At 72.7% G+C, this 24880-nt stretch carries 16 protein-coding genes; 13 read left to right on the forward strand and 3 right to left on the reverse strand.

What is annotated here, in order from left to right; genetic code table 11:
• Genes ABZS69_RS51040 through ABZS69_RS51085 form a run of 10 tightly spaced genes read left to right on the forward strand, consistent with a single transcriptional unit; the run spans position 1 to position 12515 of the window.
• Positions 1-1131: an ABC transporter permease gene (locus ABZS69_RS51040; protein ID WP_355387422.1), complete on the forward strand. Its 1131-nt coding sequence runs from the start codon at positions 1-3 to the stop codon at positions 1129-1131.
• Positions 1106-2101, forward strand: a complete 996-nt coding sequence (locus tag ABZS69_RS51045) for an ABC transporter ATP-binding protein (RefSeq protein WP_355387425.1) — start codon at positions 1106-1108, stop codon at positions 2099-2101. Before ABZS69_RS51040 ends, ABZS69_RS51045 begins: the two co-directional genes overlap by 26 nt.
• Positions 2098-3138: an oligopeptide/dipeptide ABC transporter ATP-binding protein gene (locus ABZS69_RS51050; RefSeq protein ID WP_355387428.1), complete on the forward strand. Its 1041-nt coding sequence runs from the start codon at positions 2098-2100 to the stop codon at positions 3136-3138. Before ABZS69_RS51045 ends, ABZS69_RS51050 begins: the two co-directional genes overlap by 4 nt.
• Positions 3135-4166: a sialidase family protein gene (locus tag ABZS69_RS51055; RefSeq protein ID WP_355387431.1), complete on the forward strand. Its 1032-nt coding sequence runs from the start codon at positions 3135-3137 to the stop codon at positions 4164-4166. The genes ABZS69_RS51050 and ABZS69_RS51055 overlap by 4 nt, the downstream gene beginning before the upstream one ends.
• Positions 4163-5344, forward strand: a complete 1182-nt coding sequence (locus tag ABZS69_RS51060; protein ID WP_355387434.1) for a sialidase family protein — start codon at positions 4163-4165, stop codon at positions 5342-5344. Before ABZS69_RS51055 ends, ABZS69_RS51060 begins: the two co-directional genes overlap by 4 nt.
• On the forward strand, positions 5341-6771 hold the full coding sequence (locus ABZS69_RS51065; protein WP_355387437.1) for an ABC transporter substrate-binding protein: 1431 nt from the start codon (positions 5341-5343) through the stop codon (positions 6769-6771). Before ABZS69_RS51060 ends, ABZS69_RS51065 begins: the two co-directional genes overlap by 4 nt.
• Positions 6768-8156: a DUF5060 domain-containing protein gene (locus ABZS69_RS51070; RefSeq protein ID WP_355387440.1), complete on the forward strand. Its 1389-nt coding sequence runs from the start codon at positions 6768-6770 to the stop codon at positions 8154-8156. Before ABZS69_RS51065 ends, ABZS69_RS51070 begins: the two co-directional genes overlap by 4 nt.
• 2 nt (positions 8157-8158) lie before the next feature.
• Entirely contained in the window at positions 8159-9154 is a 996-nt protein-coding gene (locus ABZS69_RS51075) for a DUF5605 domain-containing protein (protein WP_355387443.1), read from the forward strand.
• A complete protein-coding gene (locus ABZS69_RS51080) occupies positions 9151-11208 on the forward strand; it encodes a hypothetical protein (protein WP_355387446.1) in 2058 nt (685 codons plus the stop codon). The genes ABZS69_RS51075 and ABZS69_RS51080 overlap by 4 nt, the downstream gene beginning before the upstream one ends.
• Positions 11205-12515, forward strand: a complete 1311-nt coding sequence (locus ABZS69_RS51085; RefSeq protein WP_355387449.1) for a glycoside hydrolase family 28 protein — start codon at positions 11205-11207, stop codon at positions 12513-12515. Before ABZS69_RS51080 ends, ABZS69_RS51085 begins: the two co-directional genes overlap by 4 nt.
• A gap of 64 nt (positions 12516-12579) precedes the next feature.
• Here ABZS69_RS51085 and ABZS69_RS51090 read toward each other — a convergent pair whose 3' ends face one another.
• Positions 12580-14451: a beta-L-arabinofuranosidase domain-containing protein gene (locus ABZS69_RS51090; protein ID WP_355387452.1), complete on the reverse strand. Its 1872-nt coding sequence runs from the start codon at positions 14449-14451 to the stop codon at positions 12580-12582.
• Positions 14452-14679: 228 nt separating this feature from the next.
• Between ABZS69_RS51090 and ABZS69_RS51095 the strand changes: the two genes are divergently transcribed.
• From ABZS69_RS51095 to ABZS69_RS51105, 3 genes are read left to right on the forward strand one after another with little or no spacing between them, the layout of a single operon-like run.
• A complete protein-coding gene (locus ABZS69_RS51095; RefSeq protein WP_355387455.1) occupies positions 14680-16386 on the forward strand; it encodes a hypothetical protein in 1707 nt (568 codons plus the stop codon).
• The gene (locus tag ABZS69_RS51100) at positions 16380-19079 is read left to right on the forward strand and encodes a family 78 glycoside hydrolase catalytic domain (RefSeq protein WP_355387458.1); all 2700 of its coding nucleotides are present in this window, start codon (positions 16380-16382) and stop codon (positions 19077-19079) included. The genes ABZS69_RS51095 and ABZS69_RS51100 overlap by 7 nt, the downstream gene beginning before the upstream one ends.
• Positions 19076-20317: a GDSL-type esterase/lipase family protein gene (locus tag ABZS69_RS51105; protein WP_355387461.1), complete on the forward strand. Its 1242-nt coding sequence runs from the start codon at positions 19076-19078 to the stop codon at positions 20315-20317. The genes ABZS69_RS51100 and ABZS69_RS51105 overlap by 4 nt, the downstream gene beginning before the upstream one ends.
• Here ABZS69_RS51105 and ABZS69_RS51110 read toward each other — a convergent pair.
• Positions 20254-21876, reverse strand: a complete 1623-nt coding sequence (locus tag ABZS69_RS51110; protein ID WP_355387464.1) for an acyltransferase — start codon at positions 21874-21876, stop codon at positions 20254-20256. The genes ABZS69_RS51105 and ABZS69_RS51110 overlap by 64 nt on opposite strands.
• Before the next feature lie 15 nt (positions 21877-21891).
• The gene (locus ABZS69_RS51115) at positions 21892-24864 is read right to left on the reverse strand and encodes a glycoside hydrolase family 2 TIM barrel-domain containing protein (RefSeq protein WP_355387468.1); all 2973 of its coding nucleotides are present in this window, start codon (positions 24862-24864) and stop codon (positions 21892-21894) included.
• Between the last annotated feature and the right edge of the window lie 16 nt (positions 24865-24880).

A 24880-nucleotide genomic window follows, 5' to 3' on the forward strand; every position in this document is an offset into this window, starting at 1 on the left:
ATGTTGCTCAGGCGACCGACCAAGGAAGTGGGAACGCTGCCGCAGTGGCGGCTGATGTGGCGGCAGTTCCGCAGGCACCGGCTCGCGCTGGCCGGCATGGCCATCCTGGTCCCGGTGTATTTCGCGGCGATCTTCGCGGAGTTCTTCGCGCCGATGTCCAGCTCGACCGCGAACACGTCGATGACGTACGCGCCGCCGCAGGTGCTGCGCTTCTCGGGCGACCTCGGCCTGTACGTGCACGGCTACCGCACCGAGCGCGACCCCAAGACGTACGAGCAGCGCTACACCGAGGACCCGGGCCAGCGGATCGACGTCGGGCTGTTCGTGCACGGCGACGAGTACGAGCTGCTGGGCCTGATCCCGTCGGACCTCCACCTGATCGGCCCGGTCACCAAGGGCGAGCCGGCCTTCCTGCTGGGCTCCGACCAGAACGGGCGCGACCTGCTGTCCAGGCTCATCCACGGGGCCCGGGTGTCGCTGTCGATCGGGCTGGTGGGGGTCGCCGCCAGCTTCTTACTCGGCATGCTCATAGGCGGCATATCGGGATATTTCGGGGGCGGCGTGGACAACGCCGTCCAGCGGCTCATCGAGTTCCTCATCGCGATCCCGACACTGCCGCTCTGGATGGCGCTCTCGGCCGCGCTCCCCACCGACTGGGGGCCGCTGACCAGGTATTTCGCCATCACGGTGATCCTGTCGCTGATCGGGTGGACCGGGCTGGCGCGGGACGTGCGCGGGCGTTTCCTGTCGCTGCGCGAGGAGGACTTCGTCATGGCCGCCCGGCTGGACGGCGTGGGCCGGCTGTCGATCATCTTCCGGCACATGATCCCGTCGTTCGCCAGCCACATCATCGCGTCGCTGTCGCTGGCCATCCCGAGCATGATCCTCGGCGAGACGAGCCTGAGCTTCCTCGGGCTCGGCCTGCAGGCGCCGGCGGTGAGCTGGGGCGTGCTGCTGGAGGGCGCCCAGAACGTCCGCGTGGTCGCGAACGCGCCCTGGCTGCTCGCACCCGGTGTCGCGGTGGTGGTGGTCGTGGTGGCCATGAACTTCTTCGGTGACGGGCTCAGGGACGCCGCCGATCCTTACGGGAACAGGAGGATCCGGCGTGGCCGTAGACGACGTGCTGCTTGAGATCGAGGGCCTGCGCACCCATTTCCTGCTCGACGACGGCGTGGTGTGCGCGGTGGACGGCGTGGACCTGCGGGTGCGCAAGGGCGAGACGCTGGCCATCGTCGGCGAGTCCGGCTGCGGGAAGAGCGTCATGGCGCGCTCGATCCTGCGCCTGGTGGACCCGCCGGGCCACATCGAGGGCGGGCGGATCACGCTGCACCGCGACAGCGGCCCCGTCGAGCTGGTCGGCGCCGACCGCAAGCTGCTGCGGCAGGTCAGGTGGCAGGACATCGCGATGGTGTTCCAGGAGCCGATGGCCTCGCTGAGCCTGGTGCACACGATCGGCAGCCAGATCGTCGAGGCGGTCCGCCTGCACGAGAACGTCGGCAAGGCCGCCGCCCGGCAGCGCGCGATCGAGATGCTCGACCGGGTCGGCATCCCCATGCCGCAGCGGCGGGTGGACGCGTACCCGTTCGAGCTGAGCGGCGGGATGCGGCAGCGGGCGATGATCGCGATGGCGCTGTCGTGCCGGCCGGGCCTGCTCATCGCCGACGAGCCGACGACCGCGCTGGACGTGACCACCCAGGCGCAGATCCTGGAGCTGCTGCGGGACCTGCAGGCGGAGTTCGGCATGGCGATCATGCTGATCACGCACGACCTGGGGGTGGCCGCGCAGGTGGCCGACAGCATGGCGGTCATGTACCTGGGCCGGGTCGTGGAGTACGGGGCGGCCGAGCAGGTGCTGGCCGAGCCCCGGCATCCGTACACGCGGGCGTTGCTGCGCTCGATGCCCCGGCTCGGGCGGGCCTCGCGGACCCGGCTGACGGCGATCAAGGGCATGGTGCCTCCGCCGTACGCGCGACCGGACGGCTGCACGTTCCACCCGCGCTGCGACTCCGTCATGGCCGGGAAGTGCGACGCCGTGCCGCCGCGCCTGGTCCCCATGACCGACCGCGAAGTCTCCTGCCTGCTCTACGAGGAGGAAGCGTGAGCACGGAACCCCTGCTCAGCATCGAGGGGCTGACCAAGCACTTCCCGATCCGCAGCGGGCTGCTGGGCCGCCGGCTCGGCGCGGTGAAGGCGGTGGACGGGGTCGACCTGGCCATCGAGCCGGGCAGCACGCTCGGCCTGGTCGGCGAGTCCGGCTGCGGCAAGACCACGCTCGGCCGGTGCATCGTGCGGGCGCACGACCCGACCGGCGGGCGCATGCTCTACCGGCGGCCGGACGGCCCGGTCATCGACGTGGCGGGGCTGAAGGAGAAGGAGCTCAAGCCGTACCGGGCGCAGGTACGGATGATCTTCCAGGACCCGCATTCCTCGCTCAACCCGCGCAAGACCCTGCGCGAGATCATCGGCGAGCCGATGCGGGCCCACAGGTACGGCACGAAGGAGGAGATCGACGAGCGCGTCGGCGAGCTGCTCGACCGGGTGGGCCTGCGCCCCGAGTACGCCAACCGCTACCCGCACGCCTTCAGCGGCGGCGAGCGGCAGCGGGTCGGGATCGCGCGGGCGCTGGCCCTGTCGCCCCGGCTGGTGGTGGCCGACGAGGCCGTGAGCGCGCTGGACGTGTCGGTCCGCGCCCAGATCCTGAACCTGCTGATGGACCTGCAGGAGGAGTCGGGCCTGGCCTACCTGTTCGTCAGCCACGACCTGGGCATCGTCGAGCACGTCTCGGACGTCGTCGCGGTCATGTATCTCGGCAAGGTCGTCGAGCAGGGCCCCACCGAGGAGCTGTACACGCGGCCGCTGCACCCCTACACCGAGGCGCTGCTGTCGGCGGTGCCCGACCCGGACCCGGCGGCCAAGCGGCACCGGGAGCGGATCAAGCTGCTGGGCGACATCGCCGACCCGGCGCACGTGCCGCCGGGCTGCCCGTTCCATCCGCGCTGCGTGTACGCCAGGGACACCTGCCGCACGGAGCCGCCGCCGCTGCGCGAGGTCGGGGGCCGCCGGGTGGCCTGCCACCTGGCCGAGGAGCTGGAGCTGCGCGGCGTGCCGGACCCGGACGTACGAGAGGTGAAGGCATGAGTGATCCGCGCTTTGACGGCATCGTCAGGCCATCGATTCCGGGGGTGCGCGAGGCGCTGCTGCCCGCGCCGCACGGCCCGGACAACCACGCGGCCAACCTGGTGCGCACCCGGGGCGGCGACCTGCTGTGCGCCTGGTTCAGCGGCCCCGGGGAAGGCCACCCCGGCACGGACGTGGTGCTGTCGCGGCTCATCGGCGACCGCTGGGAACCTCCCCAGGTGGTCGCCGCCGACCCGGAGCGCAGCGAGCAGAACCCGGTGCTGTTCGAGGCCGACGGGCTGGTCTGGCTGCTGCACACCTCCAGCGAGCCGTACGACCAGAAGACCGCGCACGTCGTGGCCAGGACCTCGGCGGACGCCGGGCGCACGTGGAGCGAGCCCTGGGTGCTCCTCGCCGAGCCCGGGATCTTCGTGCGGCACCCGCCGCTGATCCTGGACGACGGCACCTGGCTGCTGCCCGCCTACCACTGCGGGGCCTCCGGCGACCGCAGCGTCGTCGAGGTCAGCGCGGACGGCGGGCGCACGTGGGCCGAGCACCAGGTCCCCGGCAGCGGCGACCTGGTGCAGATGACGATCGCGCGACGGCCGGACGGCCGGCTGCTCGCGCTGTTCAGGGACCGGAGGGCGGGGCGCGTCCACGCCTCGGCCTCCGCCGACGGCCGCACGTGGTCGGCTCCCGAGCGGACCGACCTGCCGAACAACGACTCCTCCGTCCAGCTCACGAGGGTGGATGGCCGGCTCGCGCTCGTCTACAACGACGCGAGCCTGGAGCGCGACCAGTTCAGATGGGTGACCAAGAACGGGGAGCGGCGCAGGAAGGCGCTGCGCACGCCGCTGGTCCTCGCGATGTCCGAGGACGGCGCCCGCTGGCCGCACCGGCGGGTGCTGCAGGACGCCGACCCCGAGTACTGGCAGAACGAGCTCGGCTACTCCTACCCGAGCGTCATCGACGGCGGCGGCGGACGCCTCCACGTCGCCTTTTCCTACCTGCGGAAAACCATCAAATATCTGGAGATTGGCCAGCCATGAAGTTCAGGCAGAGCATCTTGTACGGCGCGCTGGCGGCGGCCGTGGCCGTCCCGTCGTACTTCATCGATGACGGCGGCGGAGTGGTACGGGTGGAGCCGACCGGCTCGTACGCCTGCCGCCAGGACGTGGCCGCCCCCGACCCCAACGTGCCCAAGGTGCACGCGGCGGCGATCGCGCAGGCCCCGACGGGCGACATCCTGACCGTCTACTACGGCGGCACCTCGGAGGGCGCGGCCAACCAGGCGCTCTACCTGTCGCGCCTGGCGGTGGGCAAGAAGACCTGGTCCAAGCCCGAGGTGGTGTTCGACGAGGCGGGCAAGGCCGACGGCAACCCCGTGCTGTGGTCGGACGGCAAGCGCCTCTACCTGTTCTTCGTGACGATCGAGGGGCACGGCTGGGAGCAGGCGCCGATCCGGCTGATCACCTCGGACGACGGCGGCCACACCTGGAGTCAGCCGACCTACCTCCGCAAGGAGTGGGGGTGGATGGTCGGCACCAACCCGATCCGCATGTCGAACGGCGAGGTGCTGCTGCCGATCTACGACGAGGGCGGCTCCAGCTCAGGCTTCTACGTGTTCAGCCAGGACATGAGCACCTGGACGGCCTACCCCGCGGAGCACACCAGCTGGATCCGCACCCCGAAGGGCTCGATCCAGCCGACGGTCGTGGAGGTGGAGCCGGGCAAGCTGGTCGCCTACATGCGCACCGGCGACGGCGCGATCTACCAGAGCGTGTCGACCGACTTCGCCCGCACCTGGAGCGCGCCCGTGGCCGAGCCCATCGGCAACCCGAACTCGCGCGTCGCCGCGCTCAAGCTGGACAACGGCAAGCTGGTGCTGGCCTACAACCCCTGGGTCCAGCACCGCTCCCCCATGCGGGTGTCACTGTCTCCCGACAAGGGCCGGACCTGGGAGAACTCCGTCGACGTGGAGGCGCAGTCGGGGCCGCAGTTCACCTATCCGGTGATGACGCAGAGCAACGACGGCTTCATCCACATGGTCTATTCCTACAACCGCAACAACATCCGGCACGTCGTCTTCAACGAGTCCTACCTCCGCGACTCCGTGGGCCTGCTGTCGAACTGGCCCGAGCACACGATCACCGAATTCAGGAACGGCGTCCGGCGGAATGTCGTGCGCCAGTGCAGCTACACGCCTTCCAAGGGGGAAACCGAATGAACCACAAGGCCCGCGGGCTCGCGCTGCTCGCGCTCGCTCTGACCGTCGTCGCCACCCCCGCGAACGCTTCGGCCGCGGACTGTAAGAACGTCCCCAACAAGTACAACCAGCCGTTCAGCGTCTGTGACGACGAGCTGCTCATCTTCGCCGCCAACTACAAGCCGTTCGAGTCGAGCGTCGACGCGAACAGGCAGGGGACCAGGGTCTTCGACGAGATCATCGGGAACAAGCTGCGGGCGGCGTTCCCCGGCGTCAAGATCAAGTACGCGACGTGGGACCTTCCCGTGCGTTACGAGAACCTCAAGAGCGCCGGGGTCACCCCCGACATCATCATCGAGGACCCGAAGTCCCGCATCGACCGCGACCTGGAGCCGATGGGCTGGGTCGGCGACCTCACCCCCGACCTCCAGAAGGCCGGCATCGACCTGTCCAAGCTCAACAAGGCCAGCGTGGAGCTGGTCAAGTCGCGCTCCGACGGCGGGGTCTACGGGGTGCCGCTGTTCATCGACGAGCACGTGCTGCTCTACAACAAGAAGATCTTCGACAAGTTCGGGGTGCCGTACCCGAAGCTCGGCACGACGTACGACGAGGCGTACAAGCTGGCCAAGAAGCTGACCAGGGACGACGGCCTGGACCACTACAAGGGCTACATGCAGCACCCTGACCAGTATCTGGAGTTCAACCAGCTCGGCCTCTACCCGTTCCAGCCCACCGCGAGCGAGGAGCCGAAGCCCGAAGAGGTCAAGGTCAGCATCACCGGCAACGGCTGGAAGCAGTACGTGGAGAACCTGTACCGCTTCCTGGAGATCCCGCGCAACGACTTCACCACCGTCACGGACTTCCTCAAGGGCGACATGAGCCGGCCGGGGCACCTGGCCATGGCGGTCGAGACGCTGTCGCGGCTGAACATGTACGCCGGCAGCGAGCTGTTCATCGAGGACGGGGACGAGGAGTCGTTCAAGGAGCAGGCCAAGAACGTCGACATCGGGGTCACCTCGATCCCGGTGCTCAAGCGGGGCTCCAAGGCGATCTACCAGCCGAACACCCGGGCCGCGTTCATCCCGCCGACCTCGGCCAAGAAGGAGCAGGCGCTGCAGATCGTCAAGTGGCTGGTCTCGGAGGAGGCCCAGACCGAGCTGTCCAAGCAGGGCATCAAGGCCGTCCTGCAGACCGACAACGTCGTGTCGAACTTCGGCAAGAGCGTCCCAGAACTGGCCGGCATCGACACTTCGGCCGTGTACTGGGGCGAGAACGCCGCGGTGTCGAACTACCAGAACACCGAGTTCTGGGACCTGCCGCTGTACTCGGTCTTCCGCCAGCACGTGCTGCGTGACGGCATGACGCCCGAGCAGTCGCTGACCGCCTCCGAGCAGCAGGACATCCCCGCCTACATCAAGGCGCAGGCCGCCGCTGGGAAGGACTGGTGACCTCTCCGGACACCGTGGAACGCTGGGGCGTCCACGAGATCGAGCTGGCCGGACCGGCAGGCGGCAACCCCTTCGCGGAGGTCCGCCTGTCGGCCCGGTACCGCTACCGCAACCGCGTCGTCGAGGCCGAGGGCTTCTACGACGGCGGCGGTGTCTACCGCGTCCGGTTCATGCCGGACGCGGTGGGTCCGTGGCGGTTCACCACCGTGAGCAATGTCCCTGAACTCGACGGGCACGCGGGCGGCTTCGAGGTGACGCCCGCCTCCGCCGGCAACCACGGCCCCGTGCGGGCCGTGGGGACGGGCTTCGCGTACGCCGACGGGACGCCGTACCTGCCGTTCGGGACGACCTGCTACCACTGGACGCACGACATGGACGAGGACCGCGAGCGCGAGACGCTGCGGACGCTGGCGGCCTCGCCGTTCAACAAGCTGCGCATGTGCGTGCTGCCGACCGGGCAGATGGTGCCCCCCGAGGTGCCGTTCGCCGGGCGGGACCCCGACGGGCTGGACAAGACCCGGTTCAATCCGGCCTTCTTCCGCCACCTGGAGGCCAGGATCCGCGACCTGCGCGACCTTGGGATCGAGGCCGACGTCATCCTCTTCCATCCGTACGACGGCGGCCTGCGCGGCGTCGAGGACATGGGCCGGGAGACCGACCACTCCTACCTGCGCCACGTCATCGCCCGCCTGGCCGCCTACCGCAACGTGTGGTGGTCGGCCGCCAACGAGTACGACTTCAACCGGGCCAAGACCGTGCGCGACTGGGACGACATCCTGCGCACGATCCAGCGGCTGGACCCGTACGAGCACCTGCGTTCCATCCACAACGGGACCCGGATGTACGAGGTGGCGTCCCTGTACGACAACACCAAGCCGTGGATCACCCACCAGAGCATCCAGCACTGGGACGCCACGCTGACGGACGAGTGGCTGCGCGCCTGCCCCAAGCCGGTGGTGATCGACGAGATCTCCTACGAGGGGAACATCGGCAAACGCTGGGGCAACGTCACCGGTGCCGAGCTGGTGGACCGGTTCTGGGAGGGCATGACACGCGGCGGCCATGTGGGGCACGGCGAGAGCCTGGCCGGCTTCCAGAAACGGGCGTGGATCGGCAACGGCGGCGGGCTGTACGGGGAGAGCCCGGCCAGGATCGGGTTCCTGCGCGAGGTCATGGAGGCCCGCCATGACGGTGTCCTGCTCCGCTACCTCGGCCGGCGCCGGCCCTCCTCCGTGACCGTCGAGCTCCCGGAAGGGGACTACGAGGTGGAGCTGATCGACGCCTGGAACATGACGATCACCCCGGTGGACGGGGTGCACCGGGACCGGGTGCGCGTCGGGCTGCCGAGCCGGCCGTACCTGGCGCTGCGAATGACGAGGGTGTGATCATGGTTTCGCTGGCGACCACCGCGCTCGGCTGGCACCTGCAGGGCGAGAAGCGGCGGGCGCGGACGCTGGCCACGCTGGAGTCGTCGCCGTTCGACCGGGTGCGGATGGCGGCGTTCGCGACCCGGTGCACGCTCGACTCGCTGGAGGAGCGGGTGGCGGAGCTGGGCGCGATCAGCGTGACGGCCGAGCTGGTCCTGCTGCATCCCTCCGACGGCATCGGGGACGTGGACGCGGCCGCCCGCCTGGTGGCGGAGGTGGTGCCCCGGCTGGCCGGGCACGCGAACGTGTGGTGGTCGCTGGCCGCCGACCCCACGCCCTTCCCCGGCATCTCCGAACACGACTGGGTACGGCTGGCCGACCTGGTGGCCGAGGAGGACCCCGGGCACCACCCGCTGTCGATCACCGCCGACGCGGGGTCGCCGCTGCTGTGGCGGCGCGCGTTCACGCACGGGAGCGTGGCCGCGCGCAGCCCGCGCGACGCCTGGGTGCGGACGCGCGACCATCACAAGCCGGTGCTCATGGACATGTGCGGGTACGAGGGGGACTCGGACGATCCGTGGCACAGCCTGACCCCCGAGGAGGTCGTCGCCCAGGCGTGGGACGGGTCGGTGCGGCGCCGGTACGTCACGCACGGGGAGTCGTACCTCGACGACGAGGGGCTGACCTGGTCGGAGTCCGGCGGCACGCTGGTGGGCGCGGCCGTGGCGCGGCTGGGGCTGCTGCGCGAGGTGATCGCGGAGACGCCAGAGGCGGCGCGGTACCGGGATCGGGACGCGCCGATGCTGGAGGTGCCCGGCGAGTTCTACCTGGAGTACTGCGGGGAGCACCGGTTCCCGGTGCGCGAGTACGAGGTGCCGCGCGGGCGGTACGACGTCGAGGTGATCGACACGTGGGAGATGACGGTCGGCTCGCTGGGGGTCCAGGAGGGCGAGACGCTGACGGTCCCGCTGCCGGCCACCGGAGCCCAGGCCGTCCGCCTCAGGCGGCGCCCATGACGGCGCCGGCACCCGGTGTCGTCGCCGCCCTCACCGAGCCGGGCGGAAAGGTCGTCGAGGTGGTGGCCGGCGAGGGCGGCCCCGAGGTGCGGCTGCGCCACCGCGACGGCGGCGCCCCGCACCTGCGGGCGCCCCTGCGCGGCCTGCTCACCGCCTCCACCGGCCGCCCCTGGCGGATCGAGCACCCGGGCTCCGTCCGCCTCGCGCCCCAGGGCGAGGCCCCGGCGGTCACGGGGCCGCTCGGGGCCGCGCCCCCGGGCGAGGCCCTGGTGGTGACGGCGCGGACGGGGCCGCTCGGGGCCCGGCTGGAGCTGGCCTTCACCCCCGACGGCCTGCTCACCCTCACCGCCACCTGGCACAACGACTCCGCGTACGAGGTGACCGACGTGGCGGCGGGCCTCCTGCTCCCCCTCCCCACCTCCGACGCCAACGTCACCATGCCCGGCGTCCTCTACAACGGCAACCCCTCCTCCGACCCCCGCCGCAAGGTCCCCCGCATCGAGCCGGGCGGCGGTTTCGTGTGCGAGCAGGACCGCCTGCCCATCCCCGCCGTGAACGCCGCCTGGGACGACCGGTACGTCAGCCTGTTCGCCCACCCGGCACCCCGCCGCGACGCGGCCGGCAAGGTCACCTACGACTCCCTGGGCGTCATACGGCAACCGGGCCTGACGGTGGCGGCCATGACCGGCGTGATCATGTTCGACGGGAGGCCGGACGTCGGCTACGTCAGCAAGGCGGAGGTGGCGGACCACCCGATCGGTTACCGGACCCTGGCCCCGGGCAAGGCGATCAGCACCAGGCACACCCTCGACTGGGGCCCGGTCGCGCCGCGCGGCCACGGCTTCAGAAAGCTCGTCCACCTGCGGCTCCACCAGGAGGACGAGGGCGCCCGCCCGCTCGGCCGCGAGGACATCGTCCGGCTCAAGGCCAACGCCATGGACGCCCGCTGGACCGGCGACGGCTACCTCGCCTACGAGGGCACCCGCCACGGACGGCCCCGCTCGTACCTGTACGGGTGGACCGGCCAGTGCCTCAAGCTGGCGTTGTGCGACGCCCTGCTGGGCCAGCCGGAGCGGACCCGCCGCGCGGCGGACTTCTACGTCGAGGGCAGCCGGACGCGGACCCCGGGGCTGCGGCACGGCCGCTACCTGCTCGACGACGGCAGCTGGGAGACCTTCCGCAAGGACGGCGCGGACTTCGTCTCCAGCCGCGCGCACGGCGAGACGGTCGCCGACCTGGCCGGGATCGCGCACCACTTCAAGGAGGCGGGGCTGCCGGTCCCGCCCGCGTGGGAGGAGGCGGTGGAGGACGCCGCCGCCTTCTTCTGGCGCACCAGGCTCCAGGAGGGCATCGTCCCGATCGGCTGGACGCCGGACGGGCGGCCGTTCTCGGGGATGGTCAGCGCGGCGGGCATCGCCTGCGTCCAGGCCATGCTGGGCGCGTACCGGCTGAGCGGCGAGCGGGTGTGGCTGCGGCGCGCCGAGGAGGTGCTGGGCCACTACCACCGGCTGCACGCGGCCACGTTCGAGCGGCCGTTCGCGCACGCCACGCTGGACGCCTCCGGCGAGGACAAGGAGGCCGGGATGTACTACTTCCTGGCCGCCTTCGAGCTGTACCGGCTCACCGGCCGCGACCTCTACGCGCGGTGGGCGGAGGCGGCGGCGGACTGGCTGCTGACGTTCGTCTACGTCTGGTCGCCGGAGTTCGACGCGGGCAGCACGTTCGAGCGGCGCGGGTTCAAGACCTGCGGCTGGCCGTCGGTCAGCGTGCAGAACCACCACCTCGACGTGTTCTTCCCGACCTCCGAGCTGATGGAGTTCGGCCTGCTGACCGGCAGGCCCGGGTACGCGGAAAGGGCCGAGACGATCCTGCACGCCATGGGCCAGGGCGTCTGCCGCGAGCCCGGCGACTGGGGCTTCCAGACGCCCGGCGAACAGGGCGAGGGTTTCTTCCAGACCAACTGGCAGCGCAAGGGGGAGGCGAACACGTGGAACCCGTCCTGGGTGATCGCCCTGCCCCTCTACCACGCGCTGCGCATGAGGAAGGTTCCATGAACGAGGAAGAGGCGTGGCGGTACGCCGACGAGCTGCGCGAGCGCGTGCGACCGCCGGAGTTCCCCGACCGCTGGTTCGACGTCACCGACTTCGGCCCGGCGGACAAGTGCACCGAGGCGTTCCGGGCGGCGATCAAGGCGTGCCACCGGGCGGGCGGCGGTCACGTGCGGGTGCCCCCCGGGACGTACCCCACCGGCGCGATCCACCTGCTCAGCAACGTGGACCTGCACGTGGAGGCGGGCGCGACGATCCTGTTCAGCACCGACCCCGCCGACTACCTCCCGGCCGTCTACACCCGCTTCTCGGCCATCGAGTGCTACAACTACTCCCCTTTCATCTACGCCTACGGCCAGGAGAACATCGCGATCACCGGCGCCGGGACGCTCGACGGCGGGGCGGGGCCTGAGCACTGGTGGCCGTGGGTGGGCACGCCGGAGTTCGGCTGGCTGCCGGGCACGCCGCACGAGGCCGACGACTGGGCCGCGCTGCAGCGGATGGCCGCCGGGAACGTGCCGGTCGAGGAGCGCGTGTTCGGCGCGGGCCACTACCTGCGCCCCAACCTGATCCAGCCGTACCTGTGCCGCAACGTGCTGGTCGAGGGCGTCCGGATCGTCCGCTCCCCCATGTGGGAGATCCACCCGGTACGCTGCGAGTACGTCCTGGTCAGGAACGTGACGATCCACTCGCGCGGCCCCAACAACGACGGCTGCGACCCCGAGTCGTGCCGCTCGGTGGTGATCTCGGGGTGCGTGTTCGACGTCGGAGACGACTGCATCGCGATCAAGGCGGGGCGCGGCCCCGACGGGCGGCGGGTCGGGGTGCCGTGCGAGGACGTGCTGATCGAGGACTGCGACATGCGCTACCGGTACGGCTCCGTCGCGATCGGCACGGACACGACCGGCGGGATCCGCAACGTGTTCGTCCGCCGCTGCCGCTGGGGCGGCCCCGGCCTGTACTTCGGGCTCTACATCAAGACGAACTCGGTGCGGGGCGGCTTCGTGGAGAACGTCTACGTCAAGGACATCGAGATCGACGGGCTGACCAAGGAGGCGGTCTCGATCGACCTCTACCACGGCGACGGCCACCACGGCGACGAGGCCCCGCTCGTCCGCAACATCAACGTCGCGGGGCTGCGCAGCGACCGGACGCGCAGCGCGTACCTGCTGCGGGGCTATCCCGAGCAGCCGTTGCGGGAGATCACGATCAGGGACAGCTCGTTCACCGGGGTGCTGCGGGCCGACGTGGCGGAGAACGTCGAGGACCTGTCGGTCACCGGCGTCACGGTGGCCGCCGCTGCTCAGGAGTAGGCCCAGGGGGTGGCCGGGCGAGGCGGCTCCCGTGGTCGAGCCGCGCGCGCCCGGAGATCATATGTCAGCCGTGCATCGGCGCCCAGACCGTCATCGGGCCCGCCCCCCGGTTGGCCCACGCGTAGTACGGCACGAACGTGAGATCGACCGGGCCCGCGTGCTCCGGTTCGCGGGGGGCGGCGGCGGTGCGGTAGGGGAAGCCGCCGTCCTCCTCCCGGTGCACGTGGGCCCGGCCGCGCGCGACGACCGGCACCACCTCGGCGGGCAGGCCGGTGACGGCGGTCCCGTCACGCAGGTCCGCGCCCGCCACGCACAGGTCGTCCACGATGACGCCGGGATGGTCGGCCTGCTCCAGGCAGTAGACCAGCGGGCCGCGCTCGACGGCCACCTGGCCGCGGGCCACGTCCAGCCGGGGCACGGCCACCGTCAGCCGGGGCCGGATCCCGAGGTCGAGCACGACCCGGTCGCCGGGTCTCCACGTCCGGCGGACGCGATGGTAGGTGCCGGGCTCGGCCGGCCGGTCGTCCACTCCGGCGGCGTCGGCCCAGGCGGGGATGCGGGCCGAGAGCGTCCACGGCCGGTTGGGAGTCTGCCTGACGGTGATCTCGATCCGGCCGCTCCACGGGTAGTCGGTCGCGACCTCCAGCACCACGGAGCCCGCCCGTACGGTGCCGGGCGCGTACAGGTGGAGCTGGACTCCGTCGCCGTCCTGGGTGGCGAGGTAGTGGTCGAGGGAGGAGAGCAGGCGCATCACGTTCGGCGGGCAGCAGGCGGTGCCGTACCAGTCCTGCCGGCCGCGGGCGGGCGAGCGCAGGTCGTCGGGGTCCGCGCCCGCGCGCACGCGCAGCGCGTTGACGTAGAAGAAGCGGTCGCCGCCGAGCGAGACGCCGGGCAGGACGGCGTTGTAAAGCGTGCGCTCGATCAGGTCCGCGAACCCGGGCGCGCCGGTGGCCAGCAGCATCCGCCACGACCACTGGACGCTGCCGATGGCCGCGCAGGTCTCGCAGTACGCGGTGTCGGGGGCCAGCTCGTGGTGGCCGCCGAACGCCTCGCCGTACCAGTTGGAGCCGAGCCCGCCGGTCAGGTACGTCTTGGTCGCCACCATGTCGTGCCACTGCCGCTCCAGGGCGGCGAGCAGCTCAAGGTCGGAGGTCTCCGCGGCGACGTCGGCCGCCCCGGCGGCCAGGTACATGGCGCGCACGGCGTGCCCCTCGACCGTGGCGGCCTCCCGCACCGGCACCCGGTCCTGCCGGTAGCCGGGCCCGTGGTGCCCCTTGAGCGGGATGAGCGCGTGGCCGCGGGTGGTGACCAGGCGCGCGGCGAGGTCCAGGTACGAGCGCGTGCCGGTCTCCCGGTGCAGCTCGGCCAGGCCCATCTCGACCTCGGGGTGGCCGTCGAGCGCGTCCGGGGCCAGCGCCGCCACCAGGTGGTCGGCGAACCGGGTGGCGACGCCCAGCAGCGTGCGGTCGCCGACGGCCCGGCTGCCCGCCACGGCCGCCTGCATGAGGTGGCCCGCGCAGTACAGCTCGTGGCTGGAGGCCAGGTCGGAGTAGCGCTCGGCGCCGGTGAGCTGGGTGTGGGTGTGCAGGTAGCCGTCAGCGGTCTGGGCGGCCGCGACCAGCTCGGACGCCTCCTTGTACGGCCCCGCGAGGTCGTCTCCGTCGGCCCTGCCGCGCTCCCAGGCGAGGGCCTCCAGCCACTTGTAGACGTCGGAGTCGGCGAACACCTTGCCGCGATGCGGGCCCGCCGGCCTGAGGTTGTCGAACGCGCCGGACTCGCGTACCCGCCGGCCGCCCAGCGGGATCGTGACCTCGCGGTTGACCCGCTGCCGCGCGCCCCAGAACCCGCCCTCGACCCGCCCTCCCGCCACGGGACGCAGGGCCACCGCCGCGTCGGGACCGGGCTGTACGGCCGAAGACATCCGATCATCGCTCATGCTTTTCATCCTGCCTCAGGGTTATATATCCAACAAGAGTCGAATATTTATGCCCATCCCGACTGGGCACCCGGACCCGCCGACCCGGGCTGCCGTCCTTCGGGAGGAGACCCCTCCCCCAAAGGGACCTCGGCCGAAGTGCGGGGGGCACCTTGACGGGGCGGAAGGGACGACGCACGCTGAATGGGACGTCTATGCATGCTTGAATATCTATGCGAAGGGACGCCCATGCCCCAAATCCCCGACACGGTGCTGCTGGAAGAACGGGCCGAGCTGGCGATGAACGCGGTGGCCGGACTGCCCGACCAGGACATGGACGGCATCCCGTACTTCAGCGCCGACCTCCTGGCCCGCCCGGCGGCCCTGCGGCACGGCGACTGGGACTACGGCTCCAGCCACGGCCGGCTCCTGGACGCCTGCGTGCTCGCCCGGCACATGACCGGCAAGAACACCTGGCGGGAGGTGGAGGAGGGGCTCAGGCGGCGGCTGATCGGCTTCTTCGGCGACGACGGGCTGAGCTACCGCCTGGCGCGCCCCGAGGTGGGCTGGCCCCCGAACGCCAACCTCATCGACCAGCGGGCGGTCCTCCTGTCGCTCACCACCTGGTACGTCTCCGACGGCGACCCCGAGGCCAGGAGGCTGGCCGACCGCCACGTGGCCGCGCTCAAGCGGATCGCGATCAAGGAGCGGGACGTGTGGTTCTACCCCGCCTCCGAGTACACCCCCGACGGCTGGCCCTCGCCGAACGCCGTCGCGCTGCATCTCGCCCCCGACCCCGCCTCGTTCAGCGGCCGGCTCATCATGCCGCTGCTGCGCTACCACCAGGCGACGGGCAACGAGGACGCGCTGGAGCTGTGCGGCTGGTTCGCCCGCCTGATCGTGCACAAGAGCGGGGTCTTCAACGAGGACGGCTCCTTCAACCCCGCCCGCGCGTACCGCAGCGCCCACTTCCACACCCGGCTCGGCACGCTCGAAGGGCTCGCCCGCTACGCCCGCTTCGTCGGCGACCACGGGCTGACCGCGTACGTCCGCCGCGCCTACGACTGGGCCCTCGGCCAGGCGACCGCGTTCGGCTGGACGCCCGGCGACCTGGCCGACCAGCGGTACGAGCACGAGAGCTGCTCCCTGGTGGACCTGATCGGCACCGGCACCACGCTGGCCGGGTCGGGCCACACCGCGTACTGGGGCGTGGTGGAGCGGTTCCTGCGCAACCACCTCGTGGAGTCGCAGCTCCTGGACCTGAGCTGGGTGGAGTCCGCGCCCGACGCGTCGGGGGACGAGCCGGGCTGGGTGACGCACGTGCGGGTGGGCGAGCGGGTGCGCGGCGCCTTCGCCGGGTACGGCGCGCCCAACGACTTCGTCTGCGACGTGGAGCTGGGCCGCGGGCACACGGCCGACGTGCAGGCGTGCTGCGTCGGCTCGGGGCTGCGCGGCCTGTTCTGGGGCTGGAACTCGATCGTCACCGCCGGCCCCCGGGCCGTCCGGGTCAACCTGCTCCTCACCCGGGCCACCCGGCAGGTCACCGTGCTCAGCCACCTCCCCCACGAGGGCCGCGTCGACCTGGACGTCCACGAGGACCTGCCCGAGCTGCGGATGCGGGTGCCCGACTGGGCCGGGTACGCCAAGGTCCGCGTCGCCCGCGAGAGCGGGGGCTTCGACGGCACCCAGGCCGGGGCGTGGGCGCCGGACGGCTACCTGTCGATCCCCGCGCCACGTCGGGGAGAGCGCGTCACGGTCACGTTCCCCGTGCCCGAGACGGCGACCACCGAGGTGGCGGCGGGGCGGGAGTACCGCGTGCGATGGCGCGGCGACGACGTGATCGGCATCAGCCCGGAGGGGACCGCCCGGCCGATGTACAGCGGGCGCAAGGTCCACCCGACCGCGCCCCGGCGCGACTACCCGCTGGCCCGGCCGGCGAAGGAGTGGGCATGGTGAGCCGATCCCTCCCCGAGGCGCCGCGGCCGTACGACCTGCTTCCCGAGGTGCCCGCCGGCGACTCGCTGCGGCCGTACGACCTGCGCTGCGAGCACCTCGGCACCCCGCTCGGCGTCGGCGCGCCGGTGCCCAGGCTGAGCTGGCGGCTGGCCTCGGACCGGCGCGGGGACGCGCAGGAGGCGTACCGGATCCGGGTCCACGCGCGCGGCGCCCTGGTCTGGGACAGCGGCTGGGTCGAGGGGCAGGACGTCAGCGCCGACTACGGGGGCGCGCCGCTGGCGTCGTTCACGCGCTACACGTGGCGGGTCGAGACGCGGCCCGGCGAGGCGGCGGAGTCGTGGTTCGAGACCGGGGTGCTGCACCGGGACGAGTGGGTGGCGGCGTGGATCGGCCACGATCCCGAGACCGAGCCGCCGTTCGAGCCGCCCACGGACGACCGGGAGCCGCGTTCGGCCCGCACCGCGTCCCTGCCCGCGCCCAGGTACTTCCGGCGCGTGCTCGACCTGCCCCCGGCGACCGCCGTGCGGATCGCGTGCAGCGCCCGCGGCCTGTACGAGCTGCGCGTCAACGGCGTCCGCGCCGGCGACGGCGAGCTGACGCCGGGCTGGACCGACTACCGGCACCGGGTGCCGTACCAGGTGTACGACGTCACGAACCTGGCCGGCGACGGGCCCGTCTGCGTGGGGGCGATCCTCGCGGACGGCTGGTGGTCGGGCAGCCTCGGCTGGGACGCGCGCCAGCAGGCGCAGCGGTACGGCAGGCGCCCGCAACTGCTGGTCCAGATCGTGGCCGAGCACGAGAACGGCTCCCGTACGGTCGTCGGCACCGACGGGCGGTGGAGGGAGAGCACCGGGCCGCTGCGCTACGCCGACCTGCTCATGGGCGAGTGGTACGACGCCCGCCTCGAACAGCCCGGCTGGGACCTGCCCGGCTTCGGCGACACCTCTTGGGCGCCCGCCGGAGTCGTGGACACCGCGCACGACGTCCTCGTCCCGTCCGTCGCCGAGCCGGTCCGCGTCACCCAGGACCTCGTGCCGGTGGACGTCCGCCGCCCGGGCGACGGCCGTACGATCGTCGACCTGGGCCAGAACATCGCCGGCCGGGTCCGCCTGGTGCTGAGAGGCGCTCCCGAGGGCGCCCGGGTCACGTTGCGCCACGGCGAGGCGCTCGACGACGACGGCGGCCTCTACACCGCCAACCTGCGCTCGGCGGAGGCGACCGACCATTACGTGGCCGCCGGGGCGGCGGTGGAGACGTTCGAGCCGCGTTTCACCGTGCACGGCTTCCGGTACGTCGAGGTCAGCGGGCATGCGGACGTCGAGGTCCTGGGACGGGTGCTGCACTCCGACACGCCGGTGGCGGGCGAGTTCTCGTGCTCGGACGACATGGTGCGGCGGCTGATGGGCAACATCCGGTGGAGCCAGCGCGGCAACTTCGTCTCCGTGCCGACCGACTGCCCGCAGCGCGACGAACGCCTCGGCTGGACCGCCGACGCGCAGGTCTTCCTGCCCACCGCCTGCTACAACGCCGACGTGGCCGCGTTCTTCACCGGCTGGCTGGCGGACCTGCGGTGCGCGCAGACCGCCGAGGGCGCGGTGCCGGACGTGGTGCCGCACGTCATGACCGAGCGGCACGGCACCCCCGGCTGGGGCGACGCCGCCACCGTCGTGCCGTGGCACCTGTACCGGGTGTACGGGGACGAGCGGGTGCTGCGCGACAGCCTGCCCAGCATGCGGCGCTGGGTGGACCACGTCGAACGCCACAACCCCGGCCTCATCTGGCGCGACCGGACCGGCAGCCACTACGGCGACTGGCTGCAGGCGGGCGTGCGGACCTCGCGCGAGGTGATGGCCACCGCGTACTTCGCGCTGAGCGCGGAGCTCACCTCGAAGGCCGCCGCCGTGGTGGGCGACGCCGCCGCCCGCGCCCATTACGCCGAGCTGCGTTCGAGGATCGGGGAGGCCTTCGTCCGGGCGTTCGTGTCGGCGGACGGCCGCGTCACGGGCGGCACGCAGACGGGCTACCTGCTGGCCCTCGCCCACGGCCTCGTCCCCGCGCCCCTCGTCCCCGCGGCCGTCGGGCACCTGGTCGCCGACCTGGAAGAACGCGGGCGACGCCTGACCACCGGCTTCGCCGGGGTGGGGCTGCTCGGCCCGGTCCTGTCCGCGCACGGCCACCACGATCTGGCCTACTCCCTGCTGCACGACGACCGCTACCCGTCGTGGGGGTACTCGATCAAGCGCGGGGCCACCACGATCTGGGAGCGGTGGGACGGGTGGACGGAGGAGGGCGGCTTCGGGCCCGTCGCCATGAACTCCTTCAACCACTACGCGCTGGGGTCCGTGGGCGCGTGGCTGTACAGCGGGGTCGCGGGGATCGGTCAGGAGGAGGGGTCGGCCGGGTTCCGCCGCCCGATCATCCGGCCGCTGCCCGGAGGACGGCTCCGGTGGGCCTCGGCCGCGTACGAGACGCCGCTGGGGCGGCTGGCCGGCCGGTGGGAGGTGGACGGAGGGACGCTCCGGCTGGACGTCCGCGTCCCGCCCGGCGCGCTGGCCACCGTGCACGTGCCGACGACCGACCCGGCGTCGGTCCGGGAGTCCGGCACGCCGCTCTCCGGTGAGGCGGCCGGCGGGGCGCTGGTGTGCCGGGTGGCGTCCGGCCGGTACGCGTTCACCGCGGCGTGGGAGCGATGATCGAGGGCCGTCCGGTGACCACGTGGGCGGCCGCCGCCGAGCGGGCCGGGGGCGGGCTGCGGGACCTCACCGTGCGCAACGTCGTGCGGACCAGCGTGGGCGGGACCGGGTTGCGGATACGGCTGACCAACGCGCACGGGGACCGGCCGGTGACGTTCGGGCGCGTCCGCGTGGGCGTCCCCCGCTCCGGGGCGGCGCTGGTGCCCGGCTCGAACCGGGCGGTGACGTTCGGCGGGCGGCCGGAGGTGACGCTGGCCCCGGGCGCGACCGCGCTCGGCGACCCGCTGCCCGGCCACGTGCCGCCCCGGCAGCGCCTCGCCGTCAGCCTCTGCCTTCAGGGCGACGGCGGCATCCTGACCGGGCGCAACCGGGCCACGGCCCCGCCGGGCGACGCGGCCTACCGGTCGCTCCCCGGCGACGCGGCCTACCGGTCGCTCCCCGGCGACCACGCCGCCGACGAGGACGGGGCCGCGTATGTCGAAGGGGTGGCGATCTGGCACTGGCTGGACGCGCTGATCGTCACCGCGCCCGAGCCGGTGTCGGCCGTGGCGGCGCTCGGCGACTCGATCACGACGGGCGTCGGGTCGGAGACCGGCCACGGCTGGCCGGACCTCCTCGCCGACCGGGCCCTGCTGGAGTCGTGGCCGCTCGCCGTGGTGAACGAGGGCGTGTCCGGCGGCCGGGTGCTGGCCGCCGGGACGGGACGCCACGCCGAGGAGCGGCTGGCCGCCGAGGTGCTGACCAAGCCGGGCGTCGGCGCGGTGATCCTGCTGGCCGGGATCAACGACCTCGGGGCGGGCGCGCGGGCGGAGCCGCTCGTCGCCGCCTACCGGCGCATCACTGAGCGGGCGCACGCCGCCGGGGTACGCGTGATCGGCGGCACGCTCCCGCCCTTCGCCGGCGCCGAGTACCACACGGCCGAGGGCGAGCGGGCCCGGGAGGCGGTGAACGCGTTCGTACGGGAGGGCGGCGTGTTCGACGGGCTGGCCGACTTCGACGCGGCGCTGCGCGACCCCGCCGACCCGTACCGGCTGCTGCCCCGCTACGACTGCGGCGACCACCTGCACCCGAGCGCGGCGGGCCACCGGGCGATGGCCGCCGCGCTCGAACCGGGAAGGCTACTCAATGAGTCCGGCCGGCGGCCGGGACCGGAAAGGTTGCTCGACGAGGCCGGTCAGCGACCGGGGCCGGGGAGGCGCGTCGCCGGCTCCGGGCGGTGGATGCCCCGGGGGCGGTAGCCGAGCGCGTCGGAGATGCCGAGGTAGTCTGCGAGCAGCCAGATGATGGCCAGCCACATCTCCGTGCCCTGCAGCCCCGGCGTGCGGGCCGCGCCGCTCCCCTCGGTCAGGGCGAAGCTGAAGCCCGCGCCGTCATGCCAGCCGGCGACCGCCCGCAGGAGGTGCTCCCTCGCCCACGCCGCGCCCTCCTCGCGGCGGTGCCGGGTCTGCCTGCCCAGCAGCCACAGCGGGTGGATGACGTCGAGCACGTTGCACGCGTTGCCGGTGTCCGGGCCGAAGTAGCGCGGGTCGCGGGCCTGGGCGAGCACGGTGTCGACGGCCCGCTCGGGGTACGGCACCGGCACCCCGAACTGCGCGAACGTCCCGCGCGTGAGCCGGTAGAACCCGTTGACCACCTGCAGCCAGCCCGCGTCCGGGTCCGGTTCGCCCCACATCCCGTGGGCCTGGCCGCAGCGGGTCAGCAGCCATCCGAACAGGGTCTCCGTCTCGCCGCGCACGCCGAAGCCGGCGAGGTTGCGATGGAGGCCGGTGCCGAACGCGTCCACCCACGAGCCCGCCGTCCAGGCGTTGCGCTCCCAGTCGAGGGCGTCGAGCGCGGCGGTCAACTGCTGCGAGTTGAGGTTCGCGACGGCGTGGACCGGGTGCCGGAACGGGGTGCCGAGGAGGTCGAGGGCGTAGCCGACGCAGAGCACGTGATAGGCGGTGACCCCGTCGAGCTCCGGTGTCCCTGAGGCGTCGAGCTCCGGGACCAGGCCCGTGGCCGGGTCCTGACGGTCGCGCAGGAACGCGACGATCTCCTCCCGCGCCGGGGTCGGGGGCGGGCCGTCCAGGAGGAGGTCGGCGATCTCCACCGCGTCGCACCAGGCGCGTACGGTCGGCTGGGCGTCCGGGCGGTCCACGTACCGCTCCCCCGTCCAGCAGCGCCCGAGCACGTCCGCCGCCTGCTCCCTGGCGCGATCGGCGAACCCGGTGAGCAGCCGTTCCAGGTCGCCCCCCGGGCCGGCGGCGCGGCGGTCGCGGATGCGGCGGGCCGGGTTGCCCGCGACCATGGCCCAGGCGGGCACGTCCTTGGTGACGACCGCGCCCGCGCCGACGACGGCGTGGTCGCCGATCGTCACCCCGTCGAGCACGACCACGTTCGAGCCGATCCACACGTCGTCGCCGATCCTGATGCCCTTCGACGTGATCGCCTGGCGGAAGACCGGGCGGTCGGGCGCGGTGCCGTGGTTGAAGCCGAGCAGGGACGTGTGCGCGCCGATCCGCACGGCGTTCCCGAGCACGATGTTCCCCCGCACCACGGCGTACGGGTTGACGGTGCAGTCGTCGCCCATGACGACGTCGTCGGTGACGTACGCGTGCGCCGCGATGTAGCAGTGGTCGCCCATGCGCAGGCGGTCGGCGTACACGGCCGCCAGCGGCGACACGAACACCTTGCCCGCCTTGAGGTCGAACCTGGCCCCCAGCCCCTCCAGGTGGCTCTCCTGGGCGCGGCGGTCCTCCTCGGTCGCGTGGTCCCAGAACAGCCACGGGCAGAAGTCGAACTCGGTCGGTTCCGTCATGCGATCCTCATCCTCTCAGGCGGTCAACGTCATCGACCAGGAGTAGCTCCGGACCGGCAGCCGGTACCGATCGGGCAGGGCGGGGCCGCAGGAGGCGCTGCCGACGCCCTGCTGCCCGTGGTCCAGGTTCAGCCAGACCCGCCCGGAGTCGCGCAGGTCGTGCGGCCTGGCTGCGGCCTGCAGCGCCTCGCCGGTCCAGCGGCGGGCGGTGAAGTCCAGGTGCGGCTCGCCGTCCACGCGCAGGGCCGGCAGCCCCGGGCCCGACAGCTCCAGCCAGCGGGTCTCGACGTGGTTGCCGTTCTCCTGCGGCACCACGTACGGGGTCTGGAGCTCGTCGATCGCCCGCGCGAACCTGCCCACCCGAGCGGCGGCCCGGCTGTCCGCGTACGACTCGCCGGGGCCGCGCCCGAACCACGTGACGTCGGTGTAGCCGCCGGGCAGGGCGAACCTGGCGCCCATGCGCGGCGGGCTCACGTTGAGGTGGCCGTACGCGGTGTCGTGCCAGTCGCCGACGGGCTCGGCCTCGATCCGCAGGTGCAGCGCGCCGTCGCGCCACTGCCAGGTGTACGTGGTGCGGAAGCCCAGGGTCCGGGTGGCCGGGCCGCTCCGGCCGCGTACGACGAGCGTGTGGTCGTCCGGTCTTTCCAGTGCGGCGGTGCGGTGGAGGAAGCGGTCGAGCCCCACGGCCTCCCAGTCGGCGGCCAGCGCGTTCCTGGGGCCCTGGCCACGGTCGTTCTCGGTCGGGGCGCGCCACACGTCCAGCACCGGCCCGTCCAGCTCGACGCCGTGCAACCGAACCAGCCGCCCGGTCCCGGGCTCGAACACCGCCCCACCCAACCGCAACCTACCGCCCGGCGCGCCGCCCGCCGTGCTTGTCGCATCGCCCCCGACGCCATCCAGTGGACCGCCCGCCGACTGGGCGGTGGACCGAGGGGGCGGGCGGCGGTGGGCCGCGGCGCCTGAGCGGGCCTGGCCGAAGGCGACGACGTGCCCCGCCGGTGCCCAGCTGGTCGCGATCGCCAGCACCGCTTCGACCGTGATCCACGTCTCGCCCTCCAGGGCGCGGACCGCGACCTCCGGCAACGGCACCCGCACCGTCTCGCGCGGCCCGCACGCCGGGACCGGCAGCGCCCCGCCCTCATCCGTGGGGCAGCCGTCCACCTCCGCCCACCAGCGGAACTCCAGGTGGCCGAGGTCGATCAGGTCATGCTTGTTGGCCACCACGACGGAGCCCGCCGCCACGTCCACCGCGATCCCGACCGGCTCGATCGCCTTGCGCAGCTCCGCCAGCCCCGGGGACGGCGTCCGGTCGGGGAACAGCAGCCCGTCCAGGCAGTAACGGCCCCCGTTCGGCTGGTGGTCGATGTCGCCGCCGTGCCGGAAGTACGGGCGGCCCGACGCGTCGTGCCCCGTCAGCCCGTGGTCGATCCACTCCCACACGAACGCCCCGCAGAACCGCTCGTACGACTCCAGGACCGCCTGGTAGTCGGCCAGCGAGCCGGGCCCGTTCCCCATGGCGTGGGCGTACTCGCACAGCAGGAACGGCAGCCCCCGACGGCGCACGTCGTCGGCCGACTCCGGCGCCACCCCGTCCGGGGTGTCCTCCTCGCGCCGCCCGATGCGCTCCAGGTCGTCCAGCGACGGATACATGAGGCTGTGGAAGTCGGAGTGCCGGTAGCTCGGGTCGCGCTCGTAGTGCAGCGGCCGGCCGGGGTCGCGGGCCCGGATCCACCGCTCGATGTCGCCGAACGCCGGCCCGCTGCCGCTCTCGTTGCCCAGCGACCAGATGACCACGCTGGGATGGTTCTTGTCGCGTTCGACCATGCGCCGGGCCCGGTCGAGCAGGGCGTCGCGCCACATCGGCTCGGCCGGCGGGTTGCCCTCCCAGCCCGCGTAGATGAACCCGTGGGTCTCGATGTCGCACTCGTCCACCACCCACAGCCCGTACTCGTCGCACAGCCGCAGGAACTCCGGGTGCGGCGGGTAGTGGGCGGTGCGGACGGCGTTGACGTTGTGCCGCTTCATCAGGACGATGTCGCGGATCATGGTCTCGCGGTCGAGGGCGCGGCCGCGCTCCGGGTGGTGTTCGTGCCGGTTGACGCCGCGGAAGAGGACCGGCGCCCCGTTGATCAGCAGCCGCCCGCCGGCGATCTCGACGGTCCTGAACCCGATCGCGAGGTCGATCGTCTCCCCGGCCGCGGTGAGGGTGCCGCGGTAGAGGCGCGGGCGCTCCGCGCTCCACGGCTCGACGCCGGGGACGGCGGCCTCCTCGCCGGTGGCGACGGCGAGGCCCAGCTCGGGGATCTCGACCAGGCCGGGGGCGTCGGCGGTGACGAGGAGGGCGCCGGAGCCGTCCGAGGCGTCGTACGAGGCGCGGACGGTGAAGTCGTCGACGCCGCCGGAGGGGCGGGACAGCAGCTCGACGTCGCGGAAGATGCCCGGCAGCCACCACATGTCCTGGTCCTCCAGGTAGCTGCCCGACGACCAGCGGTGCACGCGTACGGCGAGCAGGTTGCCGCGCGGCCGGACGAGCCCGGTGACGTCGAACTCGAACGGCAGCCTGCTCCCCTTCGAGTGGCCGAGCAGCGAGCCGTTCAGCCACACCGTGCCGCAGGAGTCCACCCCCTGGAAACGCAGCACGGACCTGCCGCCGGGCCAGCCGCCGGGCAGGTCGAAGCGGAGGCGGTAGTCGCCCGTGGGGTTGCCGTCGGGCAGGTGCGGCGGGTCGACGGGGAACGGGTAGGCGGTGTTGGTGTAGAGCGGGCGGTCGTGCCCCTCCAGGACCCAGTGCGACGGCACCCGGATCGTCTCCCAGCCACCGTCGTCGAGTGCCGGGTCGGGCAGCGAGGGGCCCGTGCCCTCGGCCGTGCCGGAGAGCCGGAAGCGCCACCGGCCGTTGAGCGACAGGCGCGGCGCGTCGGAGAGGAAGTCCGCGCGGGCCGCCCGCCGCCCGGATCCCGGCCCGGGGTCCTCATGGAATTCGACCATCCGCACGTCCCTCCGA

Origin of the sequence: Nonomuraea sp. NPDC005650, from assembly GCF_040605375.1 — a bacterium.
Lineage (GTDB): Bacteria > Actinomycetota > Actinomycetes > Streptosporangiales > Streptosporangiaceae > Nonomuraea.

What these genes read in the sequence shown, in the direction of transcription:
- ABZS69_RS51040 (WP_355387422.1), top strand. Translation starts at nt 1, where the DNA reads ATGTTGCTCAGGCGACCGACCAAGGAAGTGGGAACGCTGCCGCAGTGG.
- ABZS69_RS51055 (WP_355387431.1), top strand. Translation starts at nt 3,135, where the DNA reads ATGAGTGATCCGCGCTTTGACGGCATCGTCAGGCCATCGATTCCGGGG.
- ABZS69_RS51060 (WP_355387434.1), top strand. Translation starts at nt 4,163, where the DNA reads ATGAAGTTCAGGCAGAGCATCTTGTACGGCGCGCTGGCGGCGGCCGTG.
- ABZS69_RS51065 (WP_355387437.1), top strand. Translation starts at nt 5,341, where the DNA reads ATGAACCACAAGGCCCGCGGGCTCGCGCTGCTCGCGCTCGCTCTGACC.
- ABZS69_RS51075 (WP_355387443.1), top strand. Translation starts at nt 8,159, where the DNA reads ATGGTTTCGCTGGCGACCACCGCGCTCGGCTGGCACCTGCAGGGCGAG.
- ABZS69_RS51080 (WP_355387446.1), top strand. Translation starts at nt 9,151, where the DNA reads ATGACGGCGCCGGCACCCGGTGTCGTCGCCGCCCTCACCGAGCCGGGC.
- ABZS69_RS51085 (WP_355387449.1), top strand. Translation starts at nt 11,205, where the DNA reads ATGAACGAGGAAGAGGCGTGGCGGTACGCCGACGAGCTGCGCGAGCGC.
- ABZS69_RS51090 (WP_355387452.1), bottom strand. Translation starts at nt 14,451, where the DNA reads ATGAGCGATGATCGGATGTCTTCGGCCGTACAGCCCGGTCCCGACGCG.
- ABZS69_RS51095 (WP_355387455.1), top strand. Translation starts at nt 14,680, where the DNA reads ATGCCCCAAATCCCCGACACGGTGCTGCTGGAAGAACGGGCCGAGCTG.
- ABZS69_RS51100 (WP_355387458.1), top strand. Translation starts at nt 16,380, where the DNA reads ATGGTGAGCCGATCCCTCCCCGAGGCGCCGCGGCCGTACGACCTGCTT.
- ABZS69_RS51105 (WP_355387461.1), top strand. Translation starts at nt 19,076, where the DNA reads ATGATCGAGGGCCGTCCGGTGACCACGTGGGCGGCCGCCGCCGAGCGG.
- ABZS69_RS51110 (WP_355387464.1), bottom strand. Translation starts at nt 21,876, where the DNA reads ATGACGGAACCGACCGAGTTCGACTTCTGCCCGTGGCTGTTCTGGGAC.
- ABZS69_RS51115 (WP_355387468.1), bottom strand. Translation starts at nt 24,864, where the DNA reads ATGGTCGAATTCCATGAGGACCCCGGGCCGGGATCCGGGCGGCGGGCG.